Raw genomic sequence first — 22,285 nt, 5'->3', positions numbered from 1 at the left:
TAAAATAGAATGTACGTTCGCGAGGTGAAGAAGATGAATACAATTATTCGTATCAATAAAGGAAAAGGACCCTTTTATGAGGTGGCGACATCAAAAGGTGAAACGCTGCGGGTCTCAGAAGATCTTTTGGTCCGTTTTCGGCTATTAAAAGGCAAGGAACTGAGTGAAGAAGAATTAAAAGAAATCAAAAAAAGTGCGGGGTTTGATTTAGGATTGCAGCAAGCCATGAACTATATCAGCTATCAGCTGCGTTCTGAAATGGAAGTCCGTACCTATTTGAAAGACAAAGAAATCGAAAAACAAGACCGAGACTTAGTCGTTGAACGTCTGAAAGAGCTGAATTTGATCGATGACAAAAACTACGGAGAGAGCTACATTCGCACCCAAGTCCGTATGAGTGATAAAGGACCCGTGGTCATCAGTCAGCAATTGAGAAAAAAAGGCTTGAAAGATCCCGTGATTCAAGAAGTACTGCCTTTGTATACCGAGGAAATGCAATTTGAAGTCGGTTATCATACGGCTGAAAAAGCGATGCGTCGTTTTCACAATAAAAGCCATAAAGAAATGATCCAAAAGATAAAAATGCATTTGATGCAAAAAGGTTTTCATCAAGGAGTCATTCAAATGATTTTGGATGAATTACCGATGGAAAAAGATGAAGACCAAGAAAATGAAGCGCTCCAAAGAGAAGGTGCCCGACTTATGCGGCGGCATCAACGTTTGCCCTTGATGAAACGAAAAATGAAAATCAAGCAAGGTCTTTATCAAAAAGGGTTTGCCATCGATGATATACAACGATTCTTAGATGAGGAAGTAATGGATGAGTAAGCAATGGGAAACTTGGGATGAAGAAAAAATCGAGACGTTCCAAGAAACATTTTTAACTTGGTATCATAAAGAAAAACGCAATCTGCCTTGGCGGGCGACCAACGATCCGTATGCAATCTGGATCTCAGAGATCATGCTTCAACAAACACGAGTGGAAACAGTGATTGGCTATTTTTACCGTTTTATGGAACAATTCCCAACGATCCAAGACTTGGCGGCAGCCGAAGAACAAAAGCTGTTAAAGGTTTGGGAAGGTCTAGGTTATTACTCTCGTGCCCGCAATCTGAAGGCGGCTGCCCAGCAAATCGTGGCAGATTTCGACGGGAAAATGCCCAATTCAATTGAGGAGATTCGTTCACTAAAAGGAATTGGTCCCTATACAGCTGGTGCTATCGGCAGTATTGCTTTTGGCTTACCAGAACCGGCGATCGATGGAAATGTGATGCGGGTCGTCAGTCGGTTATTTTGTATCGAAGCAGATATTGCGAAAGCTAGCAGCCGAAGACCATTCGACGAGGCGATGAGAACGATCATTTCCCCCGATGAACCCGGTGAGTTTAATCAAGCCTTGATGGATCTTGGCTCACGAATCTGTACACCCACCACACCGAAATGTGAAGAGTGTCCAATCAGCCAGTACTGTCTTGCTTATGCAGAGAATCGACAAACAGACTTTCCAGTGAAATCGAAAAAAGCCAAGCCCAAGGATGTTTACTACATCGCAGGCGCCATCGAAGATCAAGGCTCGTTTCTACTTGTGCAGCGACCTGAAACAGGCTTATTGGCCTCTATGTGGCATTTCCCGTTGGTAGAAGTAACGAAAGAACAATATGAGGCTTTGCAGCGGACATGGGCAAAAGAGGAGCAGTTGCAGTTGGATTTGATTGCCGAAGAGGATGCACTCGAGATTTTTCCTGATCTGCCTGTGGTTTGGCAAAAACGACATTTTGGCGAGATCACGCATATTTTTAGTCATTTGAAATGGCATGTCCTTTTATTTTATGGCAGAAAACGGGGAGAGCTCACGTTACAAGACAGTCAATGGGCTGCAAAAGAGTCCTTTCAAAACTATGCTTTTCCAAAACCTCAGCAGAAATTAGTCGAGCAATTAAAGAAATATCAGAAACTCGATAAAGATTTCTAGGCAAAGCTTTCTTTTATTGCTATAATATTAACGATGTCGGTGTAATGAACACCCAAACAAAACGCAAGTTTTCTTGCTGAGGGAAGGGTTGCTATGCGAGTTCCAAAAGAAGGAGAGTTTGTCAGCATTCAAAGCTACAAACATGACGGCAATTTGCATCGAACGTGGCGGGATACGATGGTCTTAAAGACCAGTGAATTCTCAGTGATAGGGGTCAACGATCATACACTAGTGACCGAATCAGATGGAAGACGCTGGGTTACCCGTGAACCAGCAATTGTATATTTTCATAAAAAATACTGGTTTAATGTTATTGCAATGATTCGAGAGAAGGGGGTTTCCTATTATTGTAATCTTGCTTCACCGTATTTACTTGATGAAGAGGCATTGAAATATATCGATTATGACCTTGATATCAAAGTATTTCCTGATGGCGAGAAACGTTTACTAGATGTGGATGAGTATGAATTGCACAGTAAGATTATGCAATATCCGCAAGACATTGATTTTATCTTGAAAGAAAATGTCAAAATTTTAGTAGATTGGATCAATAATGGCAAAGGACCCTTTTCGCAAGGGTATGTGGACATTTGGTATGATCGCTACAAGCAGTTGTCTCAAAAATAAGTAAAATGGGTCGGATCGCTCATTTTTCCCAAGAAACTTCAACCAAATTGGTTGGAGTTTTTTTGTGTCTCTAAAGGAATGCTTCCATCAGCAGGTTTTAAGTTCCGTTTAAGCTGATAGTCCCATGATAAAGAGACTAAGAAAATAAGTGGGGGAAGCACATGAAGAAAAAAGGGAAGCTTGTTATCGGGACCACCATGATTCTGCTTTTTGCAGCGGGGTTTGCTGTGTTGAGAAATGACCAATCCGCTCGTGATGAGAGTCAAGAAAGTACTTCTCAAACTGAGCCTAACGCTCAAACAGAAGAGACCGCTCAGACTGTCAGTATGGTCCAAATTTATGTAGATCCCTCAGAATACGATGCAGCGGTTGAAAGTGAGAACGATTATGTATCGATCTATCAGACAACAAGTCAAGAGACCGTCATTGGGAAAATCCATCGGGGAAGTTGGGCAACCTTCATCAGTCAAACAGAAGAGATGGTTGAAATTCAAACAGATGATGGGGTAACAGGTTACATTGAAAAGCAATCAGCATCGATTCAAGAAGTCACGCTTTCGGCAGTATCAAAAGATTTATCGAACTTCAAAGTCGTCCTTGATGCAGGTCACGGCGGCGAAGATTCTGGGGCACTTTCGACGGATCAAACGATCATGGAAAAAGATTTGACGTTAGCAACAGTCCAAACAATCGGCGAAGCACTGACCAAAGCAGGTATTCAAGTCAGTTATACACGCACCGAAGATCGTTATCTCTCGCTGTCAGATATTACCGCTGCTTCGCTTTCAGAAGAACCAGATCTATTTATCAGCATTCATTACGATAATTCAGAAATACCAAACAGCAATCAAGGACTGACAACATACTATTACTATACTGGGGCAAAAGAGATGGCAGAAACGATCACTGCCAATTTGAGTTCCTCGGTGGCATTGAGTTCCAACGGTACCCGTTTTGGTAACTATTATGTGTTGCGAGAACAATATATTCCAGCAGTTTTATTGGAGTTAGGCTATTTGAACAGTGACACCGATCTGTCAGTGATCACGAGTGACGGCTATGATCAAAAGGTGGCGCAAGCGTTGCTGGCAGCGATTAAAGAGATCGTGGAAGCAGAGGAATAAAAAAACAGCGACCACAAAACAGAGGAAGGATCTGTTTTATGGTCGCTGTTTTAAGTAATCACTTCTCGTTAAAGGTTTTGCTCATTTTGATATGGGGCATGTCCGCGTCTAAAAAGACATCGCCTTCAGGCTGATAGCCTAACTTCAAGTAAAACTCTTTGGCGGTTAATTGAGCGCCTAAAGTGACCTTTTTGATTCCTTGTTTTTGAATGAAGGCTTCCGCACCTTCGATCAGTTGTCTGCCGTAACCTGAACCACGATGAGCAGCGGGGACTGCCATTCGCTGCAACTTCACTTCATGATCAGAGATAGGTAAGAAACGCAAGGTTGCGACTGCTTCATTATCATCGTCATATAAGACGAAGTGGACTGCCAACGCTTCATTTTCATCTACTTCCAATGCTAATGGAACACCTTGCTCTTTCACGAACACTTGATTTCGTATTTTCAATGACGCCAAATAAATGTCACTTAGCGTATCTTTTGTTTGTGCGATATGCATAAAAAACTCACCTCAGCTAATATTTCTCCGTTATTTTTAATAGTATACCACTTTTTTTACAAATTTCTTTTGTTTGCGGCTAAAGTCGCAAGCTTTTTTTTTTCAAAATCATCTATAATGTTATAAAAAAGGGAGGGAATCTTTTGTTCGACAAATTTAAACAATCAAAACTGTTCTTTTGGTCTTTGGAAGCATTGGTTTTAGTGACACTTGTATTTGTGTTAAGTAAAGTCAATTTTCTATTTGCACCGATCGGCACGTTTTTTTCTACTTTATTTGCACCAGTATTGATTGCTGGCTTTCTCTATTATCTGCTAAATCCAATCGTCTTATTTTTGATGAAGACCACCAAAATAAAACGGCTGTTCGCTGTCATACTCGTTCTGTTGTTATTAGTAGCAGCCATCATCTTGATTTTCGTCAGTGTTATTCCTAATTTGGTGAGTCAGATTTCTTCATTGGCAGAAAATATTCCAACATTTGCCAAGAATATGGAGAGCTGGATCTCAAGAATCGCAGATGATCCATTCTTCAAACAAATCGATATCGCCCAGCAATTAGAAAACCTAAATCTTTCATACGGCTCATTGCTACAGCAGTTTCTTAGTGGATTATCCACCAGTTTAGGATCGATCGTCAGTACGATCGCTTCCGCAACAATGATCATAGTGACCGTACCTTTTATCTTGTTTTACATGCTGAAGGATGGGGAAAAGCTGGTTCCTAATCTGAAAACTGTCTTTCCAGAAAGAAGACGAGAGCAGATCGTTGGCTTGCTGGGCGACCTAAACAAAACATTGTCCAACTACATCAGTGGGCAAGCGATCGAATGTATCTTTGTTGGTACCTTCACCTTCATCGGTTACTGGATGATTGGCGTCAATTATGCCTTTTTATTCGGTGTGATCGCAGGGGTTACGAACTTGATCCCATATTTAGGTCCTTATCTTGGCTTGATTCCGGCGGTATTAGTGACGGTCTTTGATGAACCTTTCCGAGCGCTACTATGCTGTATCGTGGTTCTGATCGTCCAACAATTAGACGGAAATGTTATTTACCCGAATGTGATCGGAAAATCATTGGCGATCCATCCGTTAACGATCATTTTGGTCTTATTAGTTGCTGGTAATCTAGCTGGCTTATTAGGAATTTTCTTAGGTGTGCCATTTTATGCGATTTGCCGAACGATCGTCGTCTTTATTGTTCGCCTAATCAAAGATGACAAAATTAAGAAAAATCAGGAACGGTTGATTGAATAATCAATGACTGGTGTTTTTTATTGCAAAGAAAAAAACTTTGTGATAGGATTTTATCGTGGGCTAAGCCCACGATTTTTTTTAGAAAATGAAAAAATAAGGAGAGAATGCTATTATGAATGCTGACCCCGAGAGTCAGTCGCTTCTAGCGCAAATTTTATTATTGATCGTTTTGACATTGATCAACGCTTTTCTAGCGGCCTCTGAGATCGCAGTCGTCTCAGTCAACAAAAACCGTGTGGAGCAAAAAGCGGAAGAAGGAAATGTCAAATCACAAAAATTATTGAAAATCATTGATAATCCAACAAATTTCTTGTCAACGATCCAAGTTGGGATTACCTTGGTGAATATTTTATCTGGGGCATCTCTGGCAGATACCTTGTCGACCCGTTTGGCACCTTTATTAGGTGGAGGGACGGCGGCTAAAAGCTTAGCGAATATTATCGTTTTAGCGATCTTGACGTATGTGTCGATCGTTTTCGGTGAGTTGTATCCAAAACGGATCGCCATGAACAAATCAGAAGAAGTTGCCCAGTTCACTTCTGGTGTCATTCGAACGATCGGGATTATTGCCAAACCTTTCGTCTGGTTCTTATCTGCTTCGACAAGTTTATTGGCGCGCATCACTCCAATGGAATTTGACGATGAAGACACGAAGATGACCCGTGATGAAATGCGGTATATGTTGGAAACAGAAGGGGTCTTTGAAGAAGATGAATTAGAGATGCTGCAAGGGATCTTTTCATTAGACACGAAAGTCGCCCGGGAAGTCATGGTTCCTAGAACCTCAGCCTTTATGGTGGACATCAATGACTCAGTAGAAGAAATTTTGACTGAAATTTTAGCAGAAAATTATTCTCGTATTCCTGTATATAATGAAGATAAAGATAAAGTCGTAGGGATTCTACATACCAAAAATCTTTTGAAGTGTGCGTACAAATACGGCTTTGATACGATGGACATCAAACAAATTCTACAAGAACCATTGTTTGTGCCAGAAACGGTCTTTATCGATGATTTGCTTTATGAATTAAAGAAAACCCAAAACCAAATGGCGATTTTGCTTGATGAATATGGCGGCGTCGTTGGGTTGGTTACACTAGAAGACTTGCTAGAAGAAATCGTCGGCGAGATCGATGATGAATCAGATGAAGTCGAAGAGCTTTATGAGAAAATCTCTGATAAAGAATATGTCATTCAAGGCCGCATGTTGATCGATGATTTTAATGAAGCCTTCAACATGAGCTTGCATATGAGTGATGTGGATACGATGGCGGGATATTTGATCACTGCTTTAGGATTGATCCCTGATGAAGGAGAAAAACTTTCCTTTGAAGTGGACAACGTAAAGCTGATCTCTGAAGAAATGGAAGGCTCACGGGTCTTGAAGATTCGGGTGATCTTCCACGACCCTGAAGACGGCGAAGTGGAACCGGAGGAAGAACGCCGCTATTTCCGCAAAGATTTTGATGAAGACGAGCCGCGCCGTTAAAGCTCCGTATAAATGAAGTGAGGAAGACCAAGGCATTTGCTTTGGTCTTTTTTGTTCCTTTTTTACTTATTCCCCTTGATTTGTTTGTAAGAAACGGTTACGATAAATCTAATCAATAATACAGTTTAAAAACAGATAAAAAAACATGTGTATCTTATCTTCAAGCAATTTGATTGCATTTTTTCGAAAGAAAAGCGAGAATGTCCATAGAAATCTAATGAGAACGAGGGGCTTATAATGAAATTTTATCGTATGCTTAGTGAAGATATCCGTTACAATTTGGCAACTGAAGAGTACTTGATGGATAACATAGATGTTTCAGAACCTTGTCTTCTGTTATACATACAAAAACCATGTGTTATAATCGGTAGAAATCAAAATGCGTATCAAGAGATCGATTTTGAGTATTTGCGAAGCCGTAATATCGTTTTGACTCGCAGGACATCTGGTGGTGGAGCGGTTTATGACGATCTAGGCAACATGAGTTTTAGTTTTGTCACTAAAAAAGATGCCACAAGTTTTGGCGATTATCAAAGTGCGACGCAACCTATCATGAAGGGGTTAGCAGCAATGGGAGCCAAGGATATTGAAGTACACGGTCGCAATGATTTGTTCATTGATGGGAAAAAGTTTTCTGGCAATGCGATGTATACAAAAAAAGGCCGGACGTATTCTCATGGCACATTGATGTATGATGTGAACCTGGAAGAATTGACGAACGTTCTACACGTTGCCCAAGAAAAAATTGCTTCTAAAGCAACGAAATCCGTGCGGAAAAGTGTGACGAATATCAAACCTTATTTGGCAGAGCAATACCAATCAATGGATACCAAGGAATTTCGAGATACACTCCTTTGCCATATCTACGAAGTAGCCACCATCGATGAAATCAGTGATCAAGAGATCGTCTTGACGGAAACCGATCGACAAGCGATCCAAACGTTGTTTGAAGAGCGGTATGCGAATAATGAGTGGATTTTCAATGAAGCCCCAGCATTTGAATGGCAAAAAAGAAAGCGGTTTGAACAAGTAGGGATCGTTGAAGTCGATTTTACTGTGAACAAAGGCAAGATCGCAGCACTCCAAATCACGGGTGACTTTTTTGGGCAAAAAGAGATCAGTGAACTGGAAGCAATGTTGCAAGGGGTTGATTTTGAACAAAGTACCATCAGCCGCTTGCTAGAGGGAATCGCCATCGAGCAATTTATTCATCAGCTGACCACTTCTGAATTTTTAGCATTGCTGTTTGATTAGGAGGAAAAAGATGTTAGAAGCGATCAATCTCACAAAGCGTTACGATCGAAAGGTTCTCGATGGTTTGTCTTTTTCGGTTCAGGCAGGGGAAATCGTTGGGGTCGTAGGCAAAAGCGGCTCAGGAAAATCGACGTTGCTTCGGCTTTTAAACTTGATTGAAACCCCAGACAGCGGGGAATTACTTTTTGATGGCAAAAAATCGATGCATCGAACAAAAAAGCAGCTGCTACATGCGCAACAAGAAATCGGCATGATTTTTCAAAATTACAATCTGTTACACAATCGAACCGTTTTTGAAAACGTCTATTTGCCTTTGAAATTAATGGGGAAATCATCGGAGAAGGTGTTGGAGATGCTTTCGTTTGTTGGGATGGAAGACAAAGCCCACATCTACCCAGCCAAGTTGAGCGGTGGGGAGAAACAACGAGTGGCTATTGCACGAGCATTGATCCGTGAGCCGAAAATTTTATTGTGTGACGAACCCACCAGTGCGCTGGATGAAGACACCAAAGCGGATGTACTTGCTTTGCTGCAAAAAGTTCAACAGACGTTCCAGCCAGCAGTCGTTTTTGTCAGTCATGAGCTATCGGCCGTCCGACAAATTTGTCAACGTGTGTTTGTATTGGAAGATGCCGTCTTTGCGGCGGAATTTGCCAATCAGCCACAGCCAATTGTCCGCATTGAAAGCTCTTATGTGAACAAAGTGGAGAGGAGTTTGCTGCATGACGATCAGTGAGAGTATTTTGTATTATCTGCCTGAATTGCTGGAATCTTTGAAAGAAACAGCGATCATGATGGGCATTTCGATGCTTGCAGCCGTTGCCTTAGGCCTGCCGTTAGGCGTGTGGCTTTTTCTCAGTCGCAGTCGTGGGAAAAAAATCTCATTTCTTTATGAGTGTCTGAATTTAATCGTGACGATCATTCGCTCGTTTCCATTTCTATTATTTGTCGTAGCCTTGATCCCGTTGACGCGGATGCTTTTAGGTAGCTCATTTGGACCGATCCCCGCCAGTTTTCCTTTGAGCATCGTTGCTATGAGTATTTTTGCTCGCTTGACGGAGCAAGTACTGCTGGATGTCCCAGAAGAAGTTTCTTATTTGGCAAAATCCTTGGGCGTCAGTCAATGGCAGTATGTTTGGTCATTTTTACTAGTAGAAGCCAGAAGTGGCTTGATTTTATCCTTGACGACGACAGCAGTCAGCATGGTTTCTTATTCGACGGTGATGGGGATCGTTGGCGGCGGCGGGATCGGCGATTTTGCGATCCGCTATGGCTATCAACGCTATGAATATGGCGTCATGTATTTTGCAATTATCATCATGATTCTTTTGGTCTTTATCCTGCAAGGGATTGGCAATCAAGCAGCAAGAAAACTTGATAAACGAAAATAGGAGGAATGAAAGTGAAAAAAGGATTTGTTTTAGGATTGAGTGTATTGGCATTAGGTGTATTGGGGGCTTGCGGTTCCAGCTCTGATGAGGCGAGCGAAGAGAAAATCATCAAAGTCGCTTCACAAACGACACCAATGACCGATGTCGTAAAAGTTGCTGCTGAAGCGGTCGAAGATGGTTGGGAGATCCAATTGGTTCAAGTCAATGACAATATCCAGTACAACGAGTTGCTGAATAATGACGAGGTCGATGCCAACTTTGCGCAACATGAACCATATATGCAAATGTATAATGAAGAAAAAGATGCGAACCTAGTGGCATTAGATAAAATCTACAACGCAAAAGTTGGCTTTTATTCCAAAGAGTATACGGATATCAATGATATTCCAGAGGGAACGAAAGTCGCATTGCCGAATGATGTGTCCAATGAAGGTCGAGCGTTAGCGATTTTAGCAGAAGAAGGGTTGATCACTCTCAAAGATGGCGTTGGTGTCAATGGAACACTTAAAGACGTTACAGAAAATCCGAAAAACTTTGAATGGTTATCTGTCGATCTACTGAATCTTGCGGAAGCCTATGATGAGCCAAATGTATCTTTGGTATACAATTACCCAACCTATATTGCGAAAATCGGTTTGAAACCAGCAGATGCCCTTTTCTTAGAAAAGACCATCGATGATCGCTTTGCTATCTCATTGGTTGCTCGAGAAGACAATCAAGATTCTGAAAAAATCGCTGTATTGCGCCGTGCCATGACTAGCGATAAAGTTCGTGAGTTTTTAGAAAACGAGCATAGTGATACGTTATTGCCAGCATTTTAATTTGTTTCTATCAAATGGAAAGAACGCCCTTTGCCTAACTCTGTAAAAGAGACCAGTCAAAGGGATTTCTTGTCTTTTTTTGCTTTTTTATCACCCTTATCCATGATATACTGATTTGGTCAGAAAACTAGCGACAGTCTAAAATGGTCACTGTTCGCATTGTAAATACAAGAAATGGAGCAATAGAATCAATGGATAATCCAAAATTAAAACAACAAGTTGATAGTCGCCGTACCTTTGCGATTATTTCCCACCCGGATGCGGGGAAAACAACCATTACAGAACAATTATTACTATTCGGTGGTGCGATTCGCCAAGCCGGTACGGTCAAAGGAAAAAAGACTGGCAATTTCGCAAAGTCCGACTGGATGGAAATTGAAAAACAACGGGGGATCTCCGTTACCAGTTCCGTTATGCAGTTTGATTACCAAGGCAAACGGGTCAATATTTTAGATACTCCTGGGCATGAGGACTTTTCTGAAGATACCTACCGTACCTTGATGGCGGTGGACAGTGCGGTTATGGTGATCGATAGCGCAAAAGGGATCGAAGCGCAAACGAAAAAACTTTTCCAAGTGGTTAAAAAACGCGGCATTCCAATTTTTACCTTCATCAATAAACTCGACCGTGATGGCCGTGAACCATTAGAATTACTAGAAGAGCTAGAAGATCTTTTAGAGATCGAATCATTTCCAATGAATTGGCCGATCGGCATGGGGAAAGGCTTAGAAGGGCTGTATGATATCCATAACCAACGGGTCGAATTTTACCGTCCAGACAATCACGGTGGGGAACGTTTAGTTGCCCTAGATGAAAATGGACAATTTCCTGCAGACCATCCATTTGCCGAAGATGGGCTGTTCCAACAAGTTTTAGAAGAAGTGGAATTGCTGCAAGAAGCTGGCGATGCCTTTGACACAGAAAAAATCGCTCGTGGCGATCAAACACCCGTGTTCTTTGGTTCTGCCCTTACGAATTTCGGTGTACAGACCTTTTTGGAAACATTCTTGTCCTTTGCACCAGCACCTTATGGTCACAAAACTTTGGCCGGTGATGAAGTCAGTCCTTATGAACCAGAAATGTCCGGGTTTGTGTTCAAGATCCAAGCAAATATGAATCCTGCCCATCGTGATCGGATCGCCTTTGTCCGTATTTGTTCAGGAACCTTTGAACGAGGCATGGACGTGACACTAGAGCGTACCGGTAAAAAAATGAAACTCAGCAATGTGACACAATTTATGGCAGATACCCGAGAAAATATTGAAGAAGCAGTCGCTGGAGATATCATCGGGGTTTATGATACGGGAAATTATCAAATCGGTGATACGATTTATGAGGGAAAACTCAAAGTTGCTTACGAAGAGCTACCATCGTTTACTCCGGAACTCTTTATGAAAGTCACTGCAAAAAATGTGATGAAGCAAAAATCATTCCACAAAGGAATCTATCAGTTGGTCCAAGAAGGAGCCATCCAGTTGTACAAGACGTATCTTAGTGATGAGTATATCATTGGTGCTGTCGGGCAGCTGCAATTTGAAGTCTTCCAATACCGCATGATGAATGAGTACAATGCAGAAGTCATTATGACCCCAATGGGCCACAAGATCGCTCGCTGGATCGATCCGAAAGACTTAGATGAGCGCATGAGCTCAAGCCGTAATATTTTAGCGAAAGATCGTTTCGATCAACCATTGTTCTTATTTGAAAATCAATTTGCAATGCGTTGGTTCGCTGACAAGTACCCAGATGTCGAATTGAAAAGCTTGATGTAAAAGCCGTTTCCCGCTAGACTGTTTAGGTATGCGCAACTTTGTGGGTAGCGTGAATCTTTTTTAGGGTAAAGGTCCTTTCTTATCAAAATGGATAAGAAGGGGCTTTTTTGTGCTGCCAGGGTGCTTTTTGATGCAGAATGAAATGTGGGATAAGTTGTTAATGATTCACTGATTGAAGGATTCGCAAAAAATTATCTTAATTCATAAACATTCTTTTAAAAGAAGATAAAATTGAGTCGGGAAAAGAGCGTAGTATTAAAGATGACAGCAAGGAATTGCATTTGAAATGAATAGAAAAATAGCCTAGGCAACATTTAATGATTCAGGAAATTTTCTTCTTGTTTGAAAGTAGAGGAAAAGCAGAGAAGAGATTGCCAGTGTTTGAGGGCATTTAATTCATTGATTGAGGGACATCTTCTTTTTGTCAGATGCTACTAGTGAAGATAAGTGAAGATATCTGAGCAGGATTTGGTTATAAACCTTGAAACTTCATTTGGAGTACTCCTAACTGATGGCTTAAGTTTTCAGTTGGTGAACCATGGCTTCGTGACTCCAAAATGGATATAGTCTCATTGCTAGTCTGCTAGTTATCTATGTCTCGATTTTGCTAAAGCGAATAATTATTTGTTAAATAAAAGTGATTTCTGAAAGAAGAAAGGGGACCAGGTAGTGCTAAAAAGTTTGTTATTCATTTTTTCGGTGATGATTTTATTTCCAACATTAGAGGCTATGGCTGATGACGTTTCCGAAACTTTGATTTTTGATTTAAACACGATTAACTTTAAGGATGAACACTATTATTTGTTAAGAACCACACAAGATCTTCAGCTGACCGCCGATAGCAACGGTAGTGAAGGTGCTTTTGATGTAACGATCACTGCTGTTGGGGAAGCATTTTCAGCAGAACTAAACAGCGTGAACGGTTCAGAAGAGATGATCATTCAGATTGAGGATGCTGATGAAGCATCAATGATTCTTAACGTAGCTGCAACATTGAACATAAAGGAATATCTTGATTCCAACTCTGAGTACTACCTATCAGTCACTTTTACAGCAATTGATGATTCAGAGACCTTTACGAAAGAGATAAAAATGAATCAGACGGATGAGGAAAAAGAAGAGATACCGGATGAAAACTTGACAGATGAAGACCAAGACGATGAAAAGCAAGAAGACAATGGCATCGAAGATGAATCCGAGAGCCAAAAGGAAGAAGCAGAATCTAATTACGACGAGCAAGCAAACTTGGAAGAAGACTCCCTTGATAATGATTCTACCAAACTAGAAGATTCGATCAGTGATGTCGAGGATGAGGCTAGTGCTGAGTTTTTTTAGGGGAGAAAAGCCAGTACGAGACAGCAACCTTTTTTTCAAAAGAAATGATCATTGAAGAAAAAATATTTAGGCATATATCAGGAAAAACCGCTTATTTGATATGAGCGGTTTTTCTTGTCCCACTTCGGCGAGGAGATACGCAACATTACTTTAAAAAGGAAGCTATCAATAATTGATGAGCAGTGGAATAAGCAGAAACAGCACAAAAGAGAGGAGCTAGCCCTCTCTTTTTCTTTTTGATCTTACTATATATATGACTGCCACTGTAAGTGCTGCTAAGAGAATTAGGATGATCCAGATAAACAATTGATTGTCTGACTGAATAGTGACAGTATTTGTTGGAATGCTTTCTTTTTTGAAGTCATCCAGGTCTTCTTTCTCATAAGAAAAAAGAGTGGTGATTGCTTTTCTACTTGTTTCTATTGTCAAACGGTATTCGCCTTCAATAAGTTCACTATTGTCTATTAAAGGGACTTGCATTCTTGATTTGGTTAACGGCGTTAAAAGAACGGAATCTGCTAACTCCCCAGAGGCAATTATTTCTCCATTTGGGTTTATTAGTTCGTAGAGCGCATTGTTCAAGTTGCCTAAAATAGGATTATAGTTGAGGGCGTAAAATTGGAGGTTTACCGTATCTTGAAGCGCAACAAAGGAGAAATCTTCATAAACGACGTCTTTGAGCTCTTCCACTTCACTAAAAAGTAAGTTGATAAAAATAAGTGATTCATACACAGATTTGATGCCGATTGAATCTTCTGCTGTTTCAAGACCCATGATCTGACTAAAATTGATTGCCCCCATCACGGTTCCTTCACGTGCAGGCTCCTCTGGAAGAGTAATCGTAACGGTCACCAGAACGGATTCATTCGGAGGGATCTCAATTTGATTATCGTCATCTAATGCCTCTGATTCGATCGATGCATAATTGGAAAAGTTATACTTGTCATCTAGCAGTAAGTTTAGGTCATCGCTATAGATGATAGCTGATTCTCGTGAAAGAGCAGTAGAGGTGTAAGGTGTGACAACAATGGATGAATCACCGGATCCAACATTTTCTAGTGTAATTTCAACAATATACGCCGTCTCCATCTCAGGAGAAATACTCAAGGTATTATCAGAAGTTTTGTACTCCGTTTCACTAAGTGTAAGTTTTAATGAATTCGCAGTTTCATCGGCATTTACGCGACGAATACTTGCATTACTAATGAATGCTATAAAGAGAAGCAACACAGAAATCCTTAGAAAAGAATTTCTGTGTTTGAATGTATGATTCATGAAATTATTCCTTTTAAAAATTATAGTGATAGATTGTCACCGTTATTCGAATTACCTTCTTGTGCAGTTATTGTAATTACAGGTTTCTCATCACCTTCTTCTAATTTAGCAAATTCTTGTGCAAATTCTCGATCGATTGTAAAAGTTATTTCTGTTCCTTCAGGAATGGAATCAGTATCAACGGGGGCAGCAGTCAAAGATTCAAGATTATTGGCGTCGACAACGATTCCATCAAAGTCATCAGGCGCCTTAACATCAAAATTAACACTTACTTGAGAAGCAGTTAAATTGGTCAAAGTACCACCTACATTTATAGTCCCTTCAACAGGTCCTTCAAATATACTTTCACTAATAACTGGTGCTGCCAAAGAGATCCCATTAAACTCGAATGTTGCATCTCCATAAACAATGTCAATCTGAATCTCTTCTGAGGCGGGAATGGTATTGGCAAACGCGTTGACTCCTCCGGCTAACAACAAAGATGCAATGAGAGTACTGCCTAGAACAATTTTTTTCATATTCAAAACCTCACTTTAATTATTGCAGTTGTTGCACTGCTTAAATGAATTATAATATACAATTTATGGTAGCGATTATCCGATTTAGTGCTATTTTTTTTGAAAATATATAAAATATATACGGTTGAATATTTTATTGTGGTTAAAATTTGTTATTGCGATTATCATTTGTTCATTTGAAGCTGGCAGCAACGATCTGCAAACTACTGCGTCGGTTTTTGTTTATAAAATGAAAACGATAGAGACTTGATAAATAAGTCTCTTTCGTTTTATAGAAAAGATTCGGATGATTCGATTGTGTACAAAAATTGGCGATCTTTTTTGCTTATAGTGATACACAAGAAAAGTTTTCACTTTCCCCTGAAAGTCTGGCTGTAACAGTAATTATTGGTGGCTCTGTTAAGAAAGCAGTCTCACGGCTAACGGAATAGGTGGAGTTGATCGTGTTTTCTCCACGAGAAATAGCCTCGGCTTTGATCGTCACTGTTGGGTTATCAGTGATTTGGATGCCGCTTTGTTCGGGCGCTTTGACTTCAACGATTACCTCAATGGGTGAGCGAGTGTAATTAAATAGTGCGCCGCCCACATTTGAAATTCCTCCTCGCGCAGAAAGGGGGCTGTTTTCGAAAAAGGCATCTCCGATAGTAAACCTTCCCCCATTCGTTAAACGCATTTCGTTGTGAAAAGCGAAAGCAGAATTTCCATCTAAGATGGTAACTTTGAGGGGTTCGCTATTAGGATTGCTGACGCTTAAGGCGGTCGCATTGACTCCACCCGTTAGTAAGATTGTGGCTCCGAGAGTGATACTTAAGAAAGTTTTTTTCATTTTTAAACCTCGTTCTAGATTTTCAGATGTTTTTCTGAATATAAAAAGTATAAAGGGAAATTATCGTGGATATTATCTATATTTTTGCAAAATAACAACAAATAGTGTAGAAAATTGATAAAAAGTAGGGTTATTTGTTTTTGCTGGGGATTTTTGAAGGAGGGATAGGTTGTTTTTCCTATGGAAGTCCCTGTATAATTAAAACGAAGGAGTAAAGCAAAAATAGCCTATTAAACGAACAACAAATGAAACCATTGCTTCAAACTGGTGGCATCCAGGGCATCTCTCCATTTTGTGATGCATGATCTATTGGTAAAAAAGCACTTTTCCGATGCTATTCGGAGTAATTGCTGTGATTTGTCGGTCAAAATTGTAGTAACACAATCCTCTTGGTTTGTTGGCATTGGCGTTTCTCTATGAAGATCATAGGTCATTTTCTTTATCTGAGTCGGTTTCGTTCATAAGCAAAGTAGTATGCCCAGCGTAAACGTCAGCCACTATTTTGTGGAGGTTTTTCAGGTAGGCTAGATGAAGGGCAGAAGTCAAAAAAAGACTTGACTTCAACCCTTTGATTTAGTCTCTTAAAAATCCAAGATTCACTGAAATACAGAACAAGTTTTCTGAGGGCTTTATTTAAGTGATCGCTTTTATTCTCTACAATTGTCCTTAAGATTGCTTTTGCCTGCATTCTCAGGAATCTTTTTAAGTAATACAAAAATTGACATAGAATAAAGATATCGGTGAATATTGTCAAAAATATTGGAATAAACTATAGAATGTGCGTTTTTATCTGTTAATCGTGGGGATTTCTTGGTAGAATGACCTCGTAGAGCATTTCACTTTCTCTGTTGTTTTCTTGTGTCAGGTTAAGGTTTTATTTGAGAAAGATCGGCTTTTTTATTTTATATCAATTGGGGCTGAGAAATCATTTATGATTGAACAGTCCCAAAAAGTATAGGTAGAATTATGTTTATTGTGATGACGGTTGAAGGAGTGCTAGCGATCTGAAATTCTTACAAAGAAAAGAGGGATTTCAGCGGAATCATTTTTAGGAATGACCAGCAGGGGCATGGTGAAGAAAGCTAACAGAGTTAGGGTTTCTGATGTAATGGAATGTTCAATAGAACCCATTGTTTGAAAGTGCAATTCATGAGAACTGTCAATTCAAAACAGGATGCCTCCTATTTTATCAGGATGGATCGTGAAGGGAATTAGCAAACTCTTGGGGTAGCCTTTGACTTTCAGGACAGAGCTTCGTTTAAAAAAATTCAACACTCATTTTTTTCTGTAACTGGCAAATTCTTCTTATTATAATAAATGATTATTTTTTTTTAGTTTTTTTCATCAAAAGACGATAAAATTAAAAAAGAAGATGCTATATGCTTATTAAAGAGGATTAAAGTTCTTTTTAGGAGTGTGAAAATATGCTGCAGTCTAAAGAAAAAAATATTGAACAGCAAAAGGCTTTGATGATAAGCGTTCGTTTTTTCAGTAATAAAGTAAATTCGATTTTAGAGCGAAATCTGATTGTTGATCAAAAAGCAGATATCGCTGAAACGCTAGCATATTTGGAAGATTCTTTAGGGGAGATCAACATCCTTACCCACACGATCCAGCATGTGTTTTGTATCGCGGAACATGCACGCTTAGATCAAGCCGGTTGTCACCATCGACTAGAGCATTTTTGGGGAGATGTTATTTGTTATGTGATCGAATGTGTAGACAAATCGGGCAACTATTATGACTTTAAGGTAGTAGGAAATGTTGATGCTGGGGATAAAGAATTGATTGACGCATTTAATGAATTGACGGATGACTTGGTCATTTTGAATATCTATGAATACAAAGATTGCTGGATAAAACGAGAACGCAGTACTCTAAAAGGAACTTGATCCTTCTTTCTAGAAGTTCGTCCTTTTCTATCGGGATTTATGTTTGAATATTCTGACATTTTACCGTGCTTTTTTATGCCTTAGTAAAAGGGAGTAGCTTTAGATTGTCTTCGGCAAGTGGATAGAACGACAAAGCTAGCAGTCAATTTCTGAGACATTAATAGCAAGCTTTCTCAGCCCCCTAGGAGAGCCATTGGCCAATCGAATAGGCGAGAGGCTACAAATCAACTATTCCTGTAGAAGCCAGCTTGCTTTTTTTTACAATGGACGAAAGAACTTTGATTCCATGAACAGAGTGAACCATCAATGTGACTGCTGATTTTCCCTTTCTAATGACTGACACTCCTAGCCAGTAGAAAGGATCTTAGTGAGCAAGCTTAGTTTTTCTATAAATGATGCGCTGCTGGATCAAGCGTTTTTTTTTGTGAATCAGTTAGTAGCAGAAAGTGTAGAAAGGCTTTTTTTCTTCACATATTTGCGGAGTTTGAAGAACAAGCTTCGTATGTAGATTCATTTTTGATACCAAAAGCAGATCGATCAAGTCAGAGCTACAATATCAAAATGGGTATCATAACAGTGAATACTACGCTCAGTCAGAATACTTTTCAGATTAAGAGAAAAATCTTAAAATGAGTTAAAGTTGAAGAAATGATTAAAAATGACCGTTTTGTGAATGATTTGGCAGTTACTTAAAGTTTTTTTATTATAATTGGAAGCTGGGATATTTTTTTTATTAAGGCGGTTAAAAAATTGGATTATATAGAAAAATTGTATAGGTTTTACTTAACCAAGAAACAAGTTGATAAACTAACAATTGTAAGAAATCTCGTTGTTGAAAAACAACTTTCTTTAGATGCGATTGGAGAATCCCTCAGTAAGTCACTTTATCAGGTGAAAATCCTCTTAACTGAGATCGATGATGATCTAGCCGGTATTTCAACGCTGGAGGACTCCTTTTTTTTCTTGAAAAAAGAACACTTCATCTGTCTGATGATTTAAATCAAGAACAAAGTCTGTATATTTTTGTAAACCTCAAAAAAAAGTATTTTTTGGAATCTCCCTATTACAAACTCCTTATCTATTTATTAAGAAAACGAAAAACACGAATGGTGGATATTTCAGAAGAGCTGATTTTTAGTGTTTCCTATTGTTATAAACTGCTTAGTTATTTAAAAAAAATGTTCGCGGTCCAAAATGTACCGATAAAAATCAGTAATAGCAGTGATTCGATTCAATTAACAGGGGAAGAATCATGTATTCGCATGTATCATTATCTCGTCGAAGTCATGGCCTGTAATGTTTATACAGAACATCCCATCCGTTCTAGTGTGGAGTGGATCGCCAAAGATTATGAGACGTTGCGTACGACAAAGGTCAAGCATGCGATCGTTTTTTCTATTATTGAAAATGCCATTCTCCGAGGGAATATTGTTCCTGGAGTTGATGCGTCAACATTAGCGCTTTATCATTGTTTAAAGAAAGAAAATGATCAACAGCTGGCAAATCTTTTTCCTATTCGCAATCAATCTGATGTGGAAAAAGAACTTGTCTACTATTATTTTTGGCGGGTGCTTTTCATCCCAGAAACAGTGAGAGAGTCTGAAAAAAGGTGATCGGGGAAAAATTCCTCATGCTTGAAAACAATGATTATGTGGATTTTGCTTCTCAGATTCTTGAACAACTTTCAAAGAAATATGCTCTAACAAAGCAGGCTTCATCAGTTTTTATCTATGAAGTAGTGATCAATACTTGGGGCTATATCCATCTGTATCTAGATAATTTTTTGTCAATCGGGGAGATTGATTATACAAATGATCGACTGGTTGAAGTGGAGGTTATCATAGATCGGGTCCTTAATAATCATCGGGGATGGATCGAGAGAGAGCCGCTTTTTATTCGTAAGCTTTCCCAAATCGTTACTTCCTACCTACCTATCCAAAAAGAAGATCAAATAAATATTGGTATCTCTCTTTTGAATCATCCGGAATATATCCCTGTTATCAAAAATACGCTATTGAAAATCTATAATGAGAAAGTTATCAAGTTTAATGCCAATCTAGCTGACTCTGATATTTTGGTTTCAGATGGTGTGCTGATCCATAATGCGTCACAAAAATTTGCATTTTTTGGCAATGTTCATAATACAAGAGATTGGGATAATTTGAATGCCATGATCCAATCAGCGATCTTGGCGAAATATACATAAAGCAGAGCGCAGCTGGCGCTCTCTTTTTTTGAGTCGTTTCAAAATTTGTTTTGGGTTGCTGGCAGATGAGTGCTAAAAAGCGAAATGGAAATTGGCCTCAGGTGCTTTTCTTGTTTGAGAAAGAACCGCTTACTTTGAGTTGCTTGAGACCGCATTAAAAAAAATTGCTAAATAATGTGCAAATTTTTGACAAAAAAAGATAAATAAAATAGTCGGAATTGCGGTATTTTAACTATAGCAATTTTATTTGTAATAAATAAACCTGAAGGTGATTTGAAGATGATGGAAGTAATAGAAAATATACGCTTAAGTGAAAGAATGTATTCCATACGTTTTGCTAACAAAAGATACGATCATTTCTATCGAAATTGCGTGTTTCCGATAAACTTTGGGCTAGATCAAGTAGAAAAATATATCGTTGATTCTTTGAATATCCTGAAAGACACGTTGAAAATCGTTGATTCCACTAACGTTTTGATAATGGATGGGTTTAAACATGCCTCTGAAGAGGTAGCTTTCACATTTATTGATGCCCATTGGACAGATGCAGAACAATACATAGTCGAGTTGAAGGACACAAACAAGGTAGAATATATCACTTTGATTACAAATGTTGAAACAGAGTTGGCGGCAATAAAGCAATTTGTGAAGACTGAATTTCCAAATACTGAATTTACGATCGATTACTATGATGAGGCTTGGGTGGTGAAACCATAAAAGTGAAAGTTCCTTTGGCTATATAGAAGAATAGCTCTGACTTAAAACAAATAAACTGTTGCGTCATTTTGCATCATTGAGGAAATCAATTCTCCCTAGACTGTAAATATCGGTGTTTTGAGGAGAATTGAGGGTTTTCCATTTATGCTATGATTTAAGCGGAGAAGGATTCACAAGACCAAAATCAATAACTATTTTTTTGACTGGATGAATGGCTGTTGAGGGAGTTATTGACGATAACTGACTGAAGGGAATGTGCGTAAGGGAATATGAACCTCTTTTTACGATCAGTTTTTTACCTTTGTCGAGTAGAGGCCATCTTTCTAAGCGGAGGGATACCGCAAAAAAAGGGAAGGATGTCATTTGTTTGGTAATAGTGAATCGTGTCTTGCCTTAAAACAGATAGGTATTTTTACTCAAGGAGAACTAGAATGATGAAACGGATTAAAGCAAGCTGTCTTTTAATGGTTTCGTGTTTTTCTTTATTGTATACGGAACGAATTTATGCTGAAGAAGCGAGTTTTTCGCTAACGGTGGAAGAACCAATCATTTTTGATTTTCAGGAGATTGATTTTAGCAATGAATTACTGAGTTATGAAGGTGGTCTAAAAGTTGAAAGTTCTGCCAGTGATGTGACAACGGCTTATCACTTGGAGATCTCTTCAAATGGCAGTGGTTTGAGCGCTGCTTTTGAAAATGCGGCAGAAATGGTGGCAACAGAAACGATGGATGACCACCATTTTTACGTTACATTAGATCCTAAAAAATTTCTGACGGCAGATCAAGGTAACTATAAAGTAATTTTTACCATCACGGAACTCTCTTCTGTAGCGACGAATCAAAATTTGTCGTCTTCACTTTTACCGTCAAGTAATAAGCAAGAAGAACATGGATCCATCGTCGAGAGTGACGAGAGTGTAGAGGAATCAGCTACGACAAGCACCTCTTCAACAGAGACAACCTTTTCCACAGAGAGTCTCTTGCAGAGTAGTGAACGTTCTTCTCTGATGGAAGAAATGGAAACGACTGATACTTCCTTTATGCCGGAATAAACAAATAGCGGCTTTGCTTTTCCTTGTTTGCTAGAGAGAATGGGTCAAAGTAATAAGCGTTACGACTGTTATCTGAAAAAATTTCACTTTTCATGTCTATTTATTTTCGTTAACTGCCACCAGTTTTGATGGAGGAAAATGAAAATTTCGCGAGATAAGATTAAAAAAACCTTTATTCTTTTGGTGAAAAAAATTGCAAAAAGAAGAGAAGTTTGCCAAAAAAAATAGTGTATAGTTTTTTTGTAAGCTCGAT

At 39.2% G+C, this 22,285-nt stretch carries 22 protein-coding genes; 18 read left to right on the top strand and 4 right to left on the bottom strand.

Annotated features, from left to right (window positions below; all coding sequences use genetic code 11):
- Positions 1 to 33 precede the first annotated feature (33 nt).
- The 4 genes from recX to FJU10_RS00750 all read left to right on the top strand — a co-directional run bounded on the left by recX (position 34) and on the right by FJU10_RS00750 (position 3,723).
- Complete coding sequence (recX, locus tag FJU10_RS00765) at positions 34 to 828, top strand: recombination regulator RecX (RefSeq protein WP_175632083.1); 795 nt, start codon at positions 34 to 36, stop codon at positions 826 to 828.
- A complete protein-coding gene (gene mutY / locus FJU10_RS00760; RefSeq protein ID WP_140964883.1) occupies positions 821 to 1,972 on the top strand; it encodes an A/G-specific adenine glycosylase in 1,152 nt (383 codons plus the stop codon). Before recX ends, mutY begins: the two co-directional genes overlap by 8 nt.
- A 93-nt stretch (positions 1,973 to 2,065) precedes the next feature.
- Positions 2,066 to 2,599: a DUF402 domain-containing protein gene (locus FJU10_RS00755; RefSeq protein ID WP_005225863.1), complete on the top strand. Its 534-nt coding sequence runs from the start codon at positions 2,066 to 2,068 to the stop codon at positions 2,597 to 2,599.
- A gap of 161 nt (positions 2,600 to 2,760) precedes the next feature.
- Positions 2,761 to 3,723, top strand: a complete 963-nt coding sequence (locus FJU10_RS00750; protein ID WP_140964881.1) for an N-acetylmuramoyl-L-alanine amidase family protein — start codon at positions 2,761 to 2,763, stop codon at positions 3,721 to 3,723.
- 58 nt (positions 3,724 to 3,781) lie between these two features.
- Here FJU10_RS00750 and FJU10_RS00745 read toward each other — a convergent pair whose 3' ends face one another.
- Positions 3,782 to 4,225 carry a GNAT family N-acetyltransferase gene (locus FJU10_RS00745; RefSeq protein ID WP_077454401.1) on the bottom strand — a complete coding sequence of 148 codons (444 nt, stop codon included), beginning with the start codon at positions 4,223 to 4,225 and terminating at the stop codon, positions 3,782 to 3,784.
- 143 nt (positions 4,226 to 4,368) lie between these two features.
- On the opposite strand from FJU10_RS00745, the gene FJU10_RS00740 reads away from it, so the two are divergent.
- The 8 genes from FJU10_RS00740 to FJU10_RS00705 all read left to right on the top strand — a co-directional run bounded on the left by FJU10_RS00740 (position 4,369) and on the right by FJU10_RS00705 (position 13,546).
- Positions 4,369 to 5,484 (top strand): AI-2E family transporter, encoded by a 1,116-nt coding sequence (locus FJU10_RS00740; protein ID WP_077454400.1) that lies wholly within the window; start codon positions 4,369 to 4,371, stop codon positions 5,482 to 5,484.
- 112 nt (positions 5,485 to 5,596) lie between these two features.
- Positions 5,597 to 6,973 (top strand): hemolysin family protein, encoded by a 1,377-nt coding sequence (locus FJU10_RS00735; protein ID WP_096742822.1) that lies wholly within the window; start codon positions 5,597 to 5,599, stop codon positions 6,971 to 6,973.
- Positions 6,974 to 7,210: 237 nt separating this feature from the next.
- Positions 7,211 to 8,227 carry a lipoate--protein ligase gene (locus FJU10_RS00730; protein WP_140964880.1) on the top strand — a complete coding sequence of 339 codons (1,017 nt, stop codon included), beginning with the start codon at positions 7,211 to 7,213 and terminating at the stop codon, positions 8,225 to 8,227.
- Between the two features lie 10 nt (positions 8,228 to 8,237).
- Entirely contained in the window at positions 8,238 to 8,963 is a 726-nt protein-coding gene (locus FJU10_RS00725) for a methionine ABC transporter ATP-binding protein (protein WP_140964878.1), read from the top strand.
- Positions 8,950 to 9,618 (top strand): methionine ABC transporter permease, encoded by a 669-nt coding sequence (locus FJU10_RS00720; RefSeq protein ID WP_081118122.1) that lies wholly within the window; start codon positions 8,950 to 8,952, stop codon positions 9,616 to 9,618. Before FJU10_RS00725 ends, FJU10_RS00720 begins: the two co-directional genes overlap by 14 nt.
- A gap of 5 nt (positions 9,619 to 9,623) precedes the next feature.
- Positions 9,624 to 10,439, top strand: coding sequence for a MetQ/NlpA family ABC transporter substrate-binding protein (locus FJU10_RS00715; protein WP_096742818.1), 816 nt, complete (start codon positions 9,624 to 9,626; stop codon positions 10,437 to 10,439).
- Between the two features lie 191 nt (positions 10,440 to 10,630).
- Positions 10,631 to 12,211, top strand: coding sequence for a peptide chain release factor 3 (locus tag FJU10_RS00710; protein ID WP_005225872.1), 1,581 nt, complete (start codon positions 10,631 to 10,633; stop codon positions 12,209 to 12,211).
- 669 nt (positions 12,212 to 12,880) lie between these two features.
- The gene (locus FJU10_RS00705; protein ID WP_223272936.1) at positions 12,881 to 13,546 is read left to right on the top strand and encodes a hypothetical protein; all 666 of its coding nucleotides are present in this window, start codon (positions 12,881 to 12,883) and stop codon (positions 13,544 to 13,546) included.
- A gap of 216 nt (positions 13,547 to 13,762) precedes the next feature.
- Here the strand turns inward: FJU10_RS00705 and FJU10_RS00700 are convergent, their stop codons facing one another.
- From FJU10_RS00700 to FJU10_RS00690, 3 genes are all read right to left on the bottom strand, one after another.
- Positions 13,763 to 14,821 carry a DUF916 domain-containing protein gene (locus tag FJU10_RS00700; protein WP_077454392.1) on the bottom strand — a complete coding sequence of 353 codons (1,059 nt, stop codon included), beginning with the start codon at positions 14,819 to 14,821 and terminating at the stop codon, positions 13,763 to 13,765.
- Between the two features lie 20 nt (positions 14,822 to 14,841).
- Positions 14,842 to 15,339, bottom strand: coding sequence for a hypothetical protein (locus FJU10_RS00695; RefSeq protein ID WP_140964877.1), 498 nt, complete (start codon positions 15,337 to 15,339; stop codon positions 14,842 to 14,844).
- Positions 15,340 to 15,664: 325 nt separating this feature from the next.
- Positions 15,665 to 16,165: a hypothetical protein gene (locus FJU10_RS00690; protein WP_140964876.1), complete on the bottom strand. Its 501-nt coding sequence runs from the start codon at positions 16,163 to 16,165 to the stop codon at positions 15,665 to 15,667.
- A 1,424-nt stretch (positions 16,166 to 17,589) separates the two neighbouring features.
- Between FJU10_RS00690 and FJU10_RS00685 the strand changes: the two genes are divergently transcribed.
- From FJU10_RS00685 to FJU10_RS00670, 6 genes are all read left to right on the top strand, one after another.
- A complete protein-coding gene (locus FJU10_RS00685) occupies positions 17,590 to 18,057 on the top strand; it encodes a hypothetical protein (protein ID WP_077454389.1) in 468 nt (155 codons plus the stop codon).
- Positions 18,058 to 18,807: 750 nt separating this feature from the next.
- Positions 18,808 to 19,056 (top strand): hypothetical protein, encoded by a 249-nt coding sequence (locus FJU10_RS19160; RefSeq protein WP_223272935.1) that lies wholly within the window; start codon positions 18,808 to 18,810, stop codon positions 19,054 to 19,056.
- Between the two features lie 50 nt (positions 19,057 to 19,106).
- Positions 19,107 to 19,670, top strand: a complete 564-nt coding sequence (locus FJU10_RS19155; protein WP_232845903.1) for a helix-turn-helix domain-containing protein — start codon at positions 19,107 to 19,109, stop codon at positions 19,668 to 19,670.
- A 17-nt stretch (positions 19,671 to 19,687) separates the two neighbouring features.
- Positions 19,688 to 20,263 (top strand): hypothetical protein, encoded by a 576-nt coding sequence (locus FJU10_RS19150; RefSeq protein ID WP_223272934.1) that lies wholly within the window; start codon positions 19,688 to 19,690, stop codon positions 20,261 to 20,263.
- 279 nt (positions 20,264 to 20,542) lie between these two features.
- A complete protein-coding gene (locus tag FJU10_RS00675; RefSeq protein WP_140964874.1) occupies positions 20,543 to 20,980 on the top strand; it encodes a hypothetical protein in 438 nt (145 codons plus the stop codon).
- Between the two features lie 431 nt (positions 20,981 to 21,411).
- Complete coding sequence (locus tag FJU10_RS00670; RefSeq protein ID WP_189372196.1) at positions 21,412 to 22,032, top strand: hypothetical protein; 621 nt, start codon at positions 21,412 to 21,414, stop codon at positions 22,030 to 22,032.
- Positions 22,033 to 22,285 lie beyond the last annotated feature (253 nt).

Origin of the sequence: Enterococcus sp. OL5 (assembly GCF_006491895.1) — a bacterium.
GTDB classification, from domain to species: domain Bacteria; phylum Bacillota; class Bacilli; order Lactobacillales; family Enterococcaceae; genus Enterococcus_D; species Enterococcus_D innesii.
The sequence above is the reverse complement of the archived record's forward strand: the minus strand, read 5'-3'. Positions and strand labels throughout refer to the sequence as shown.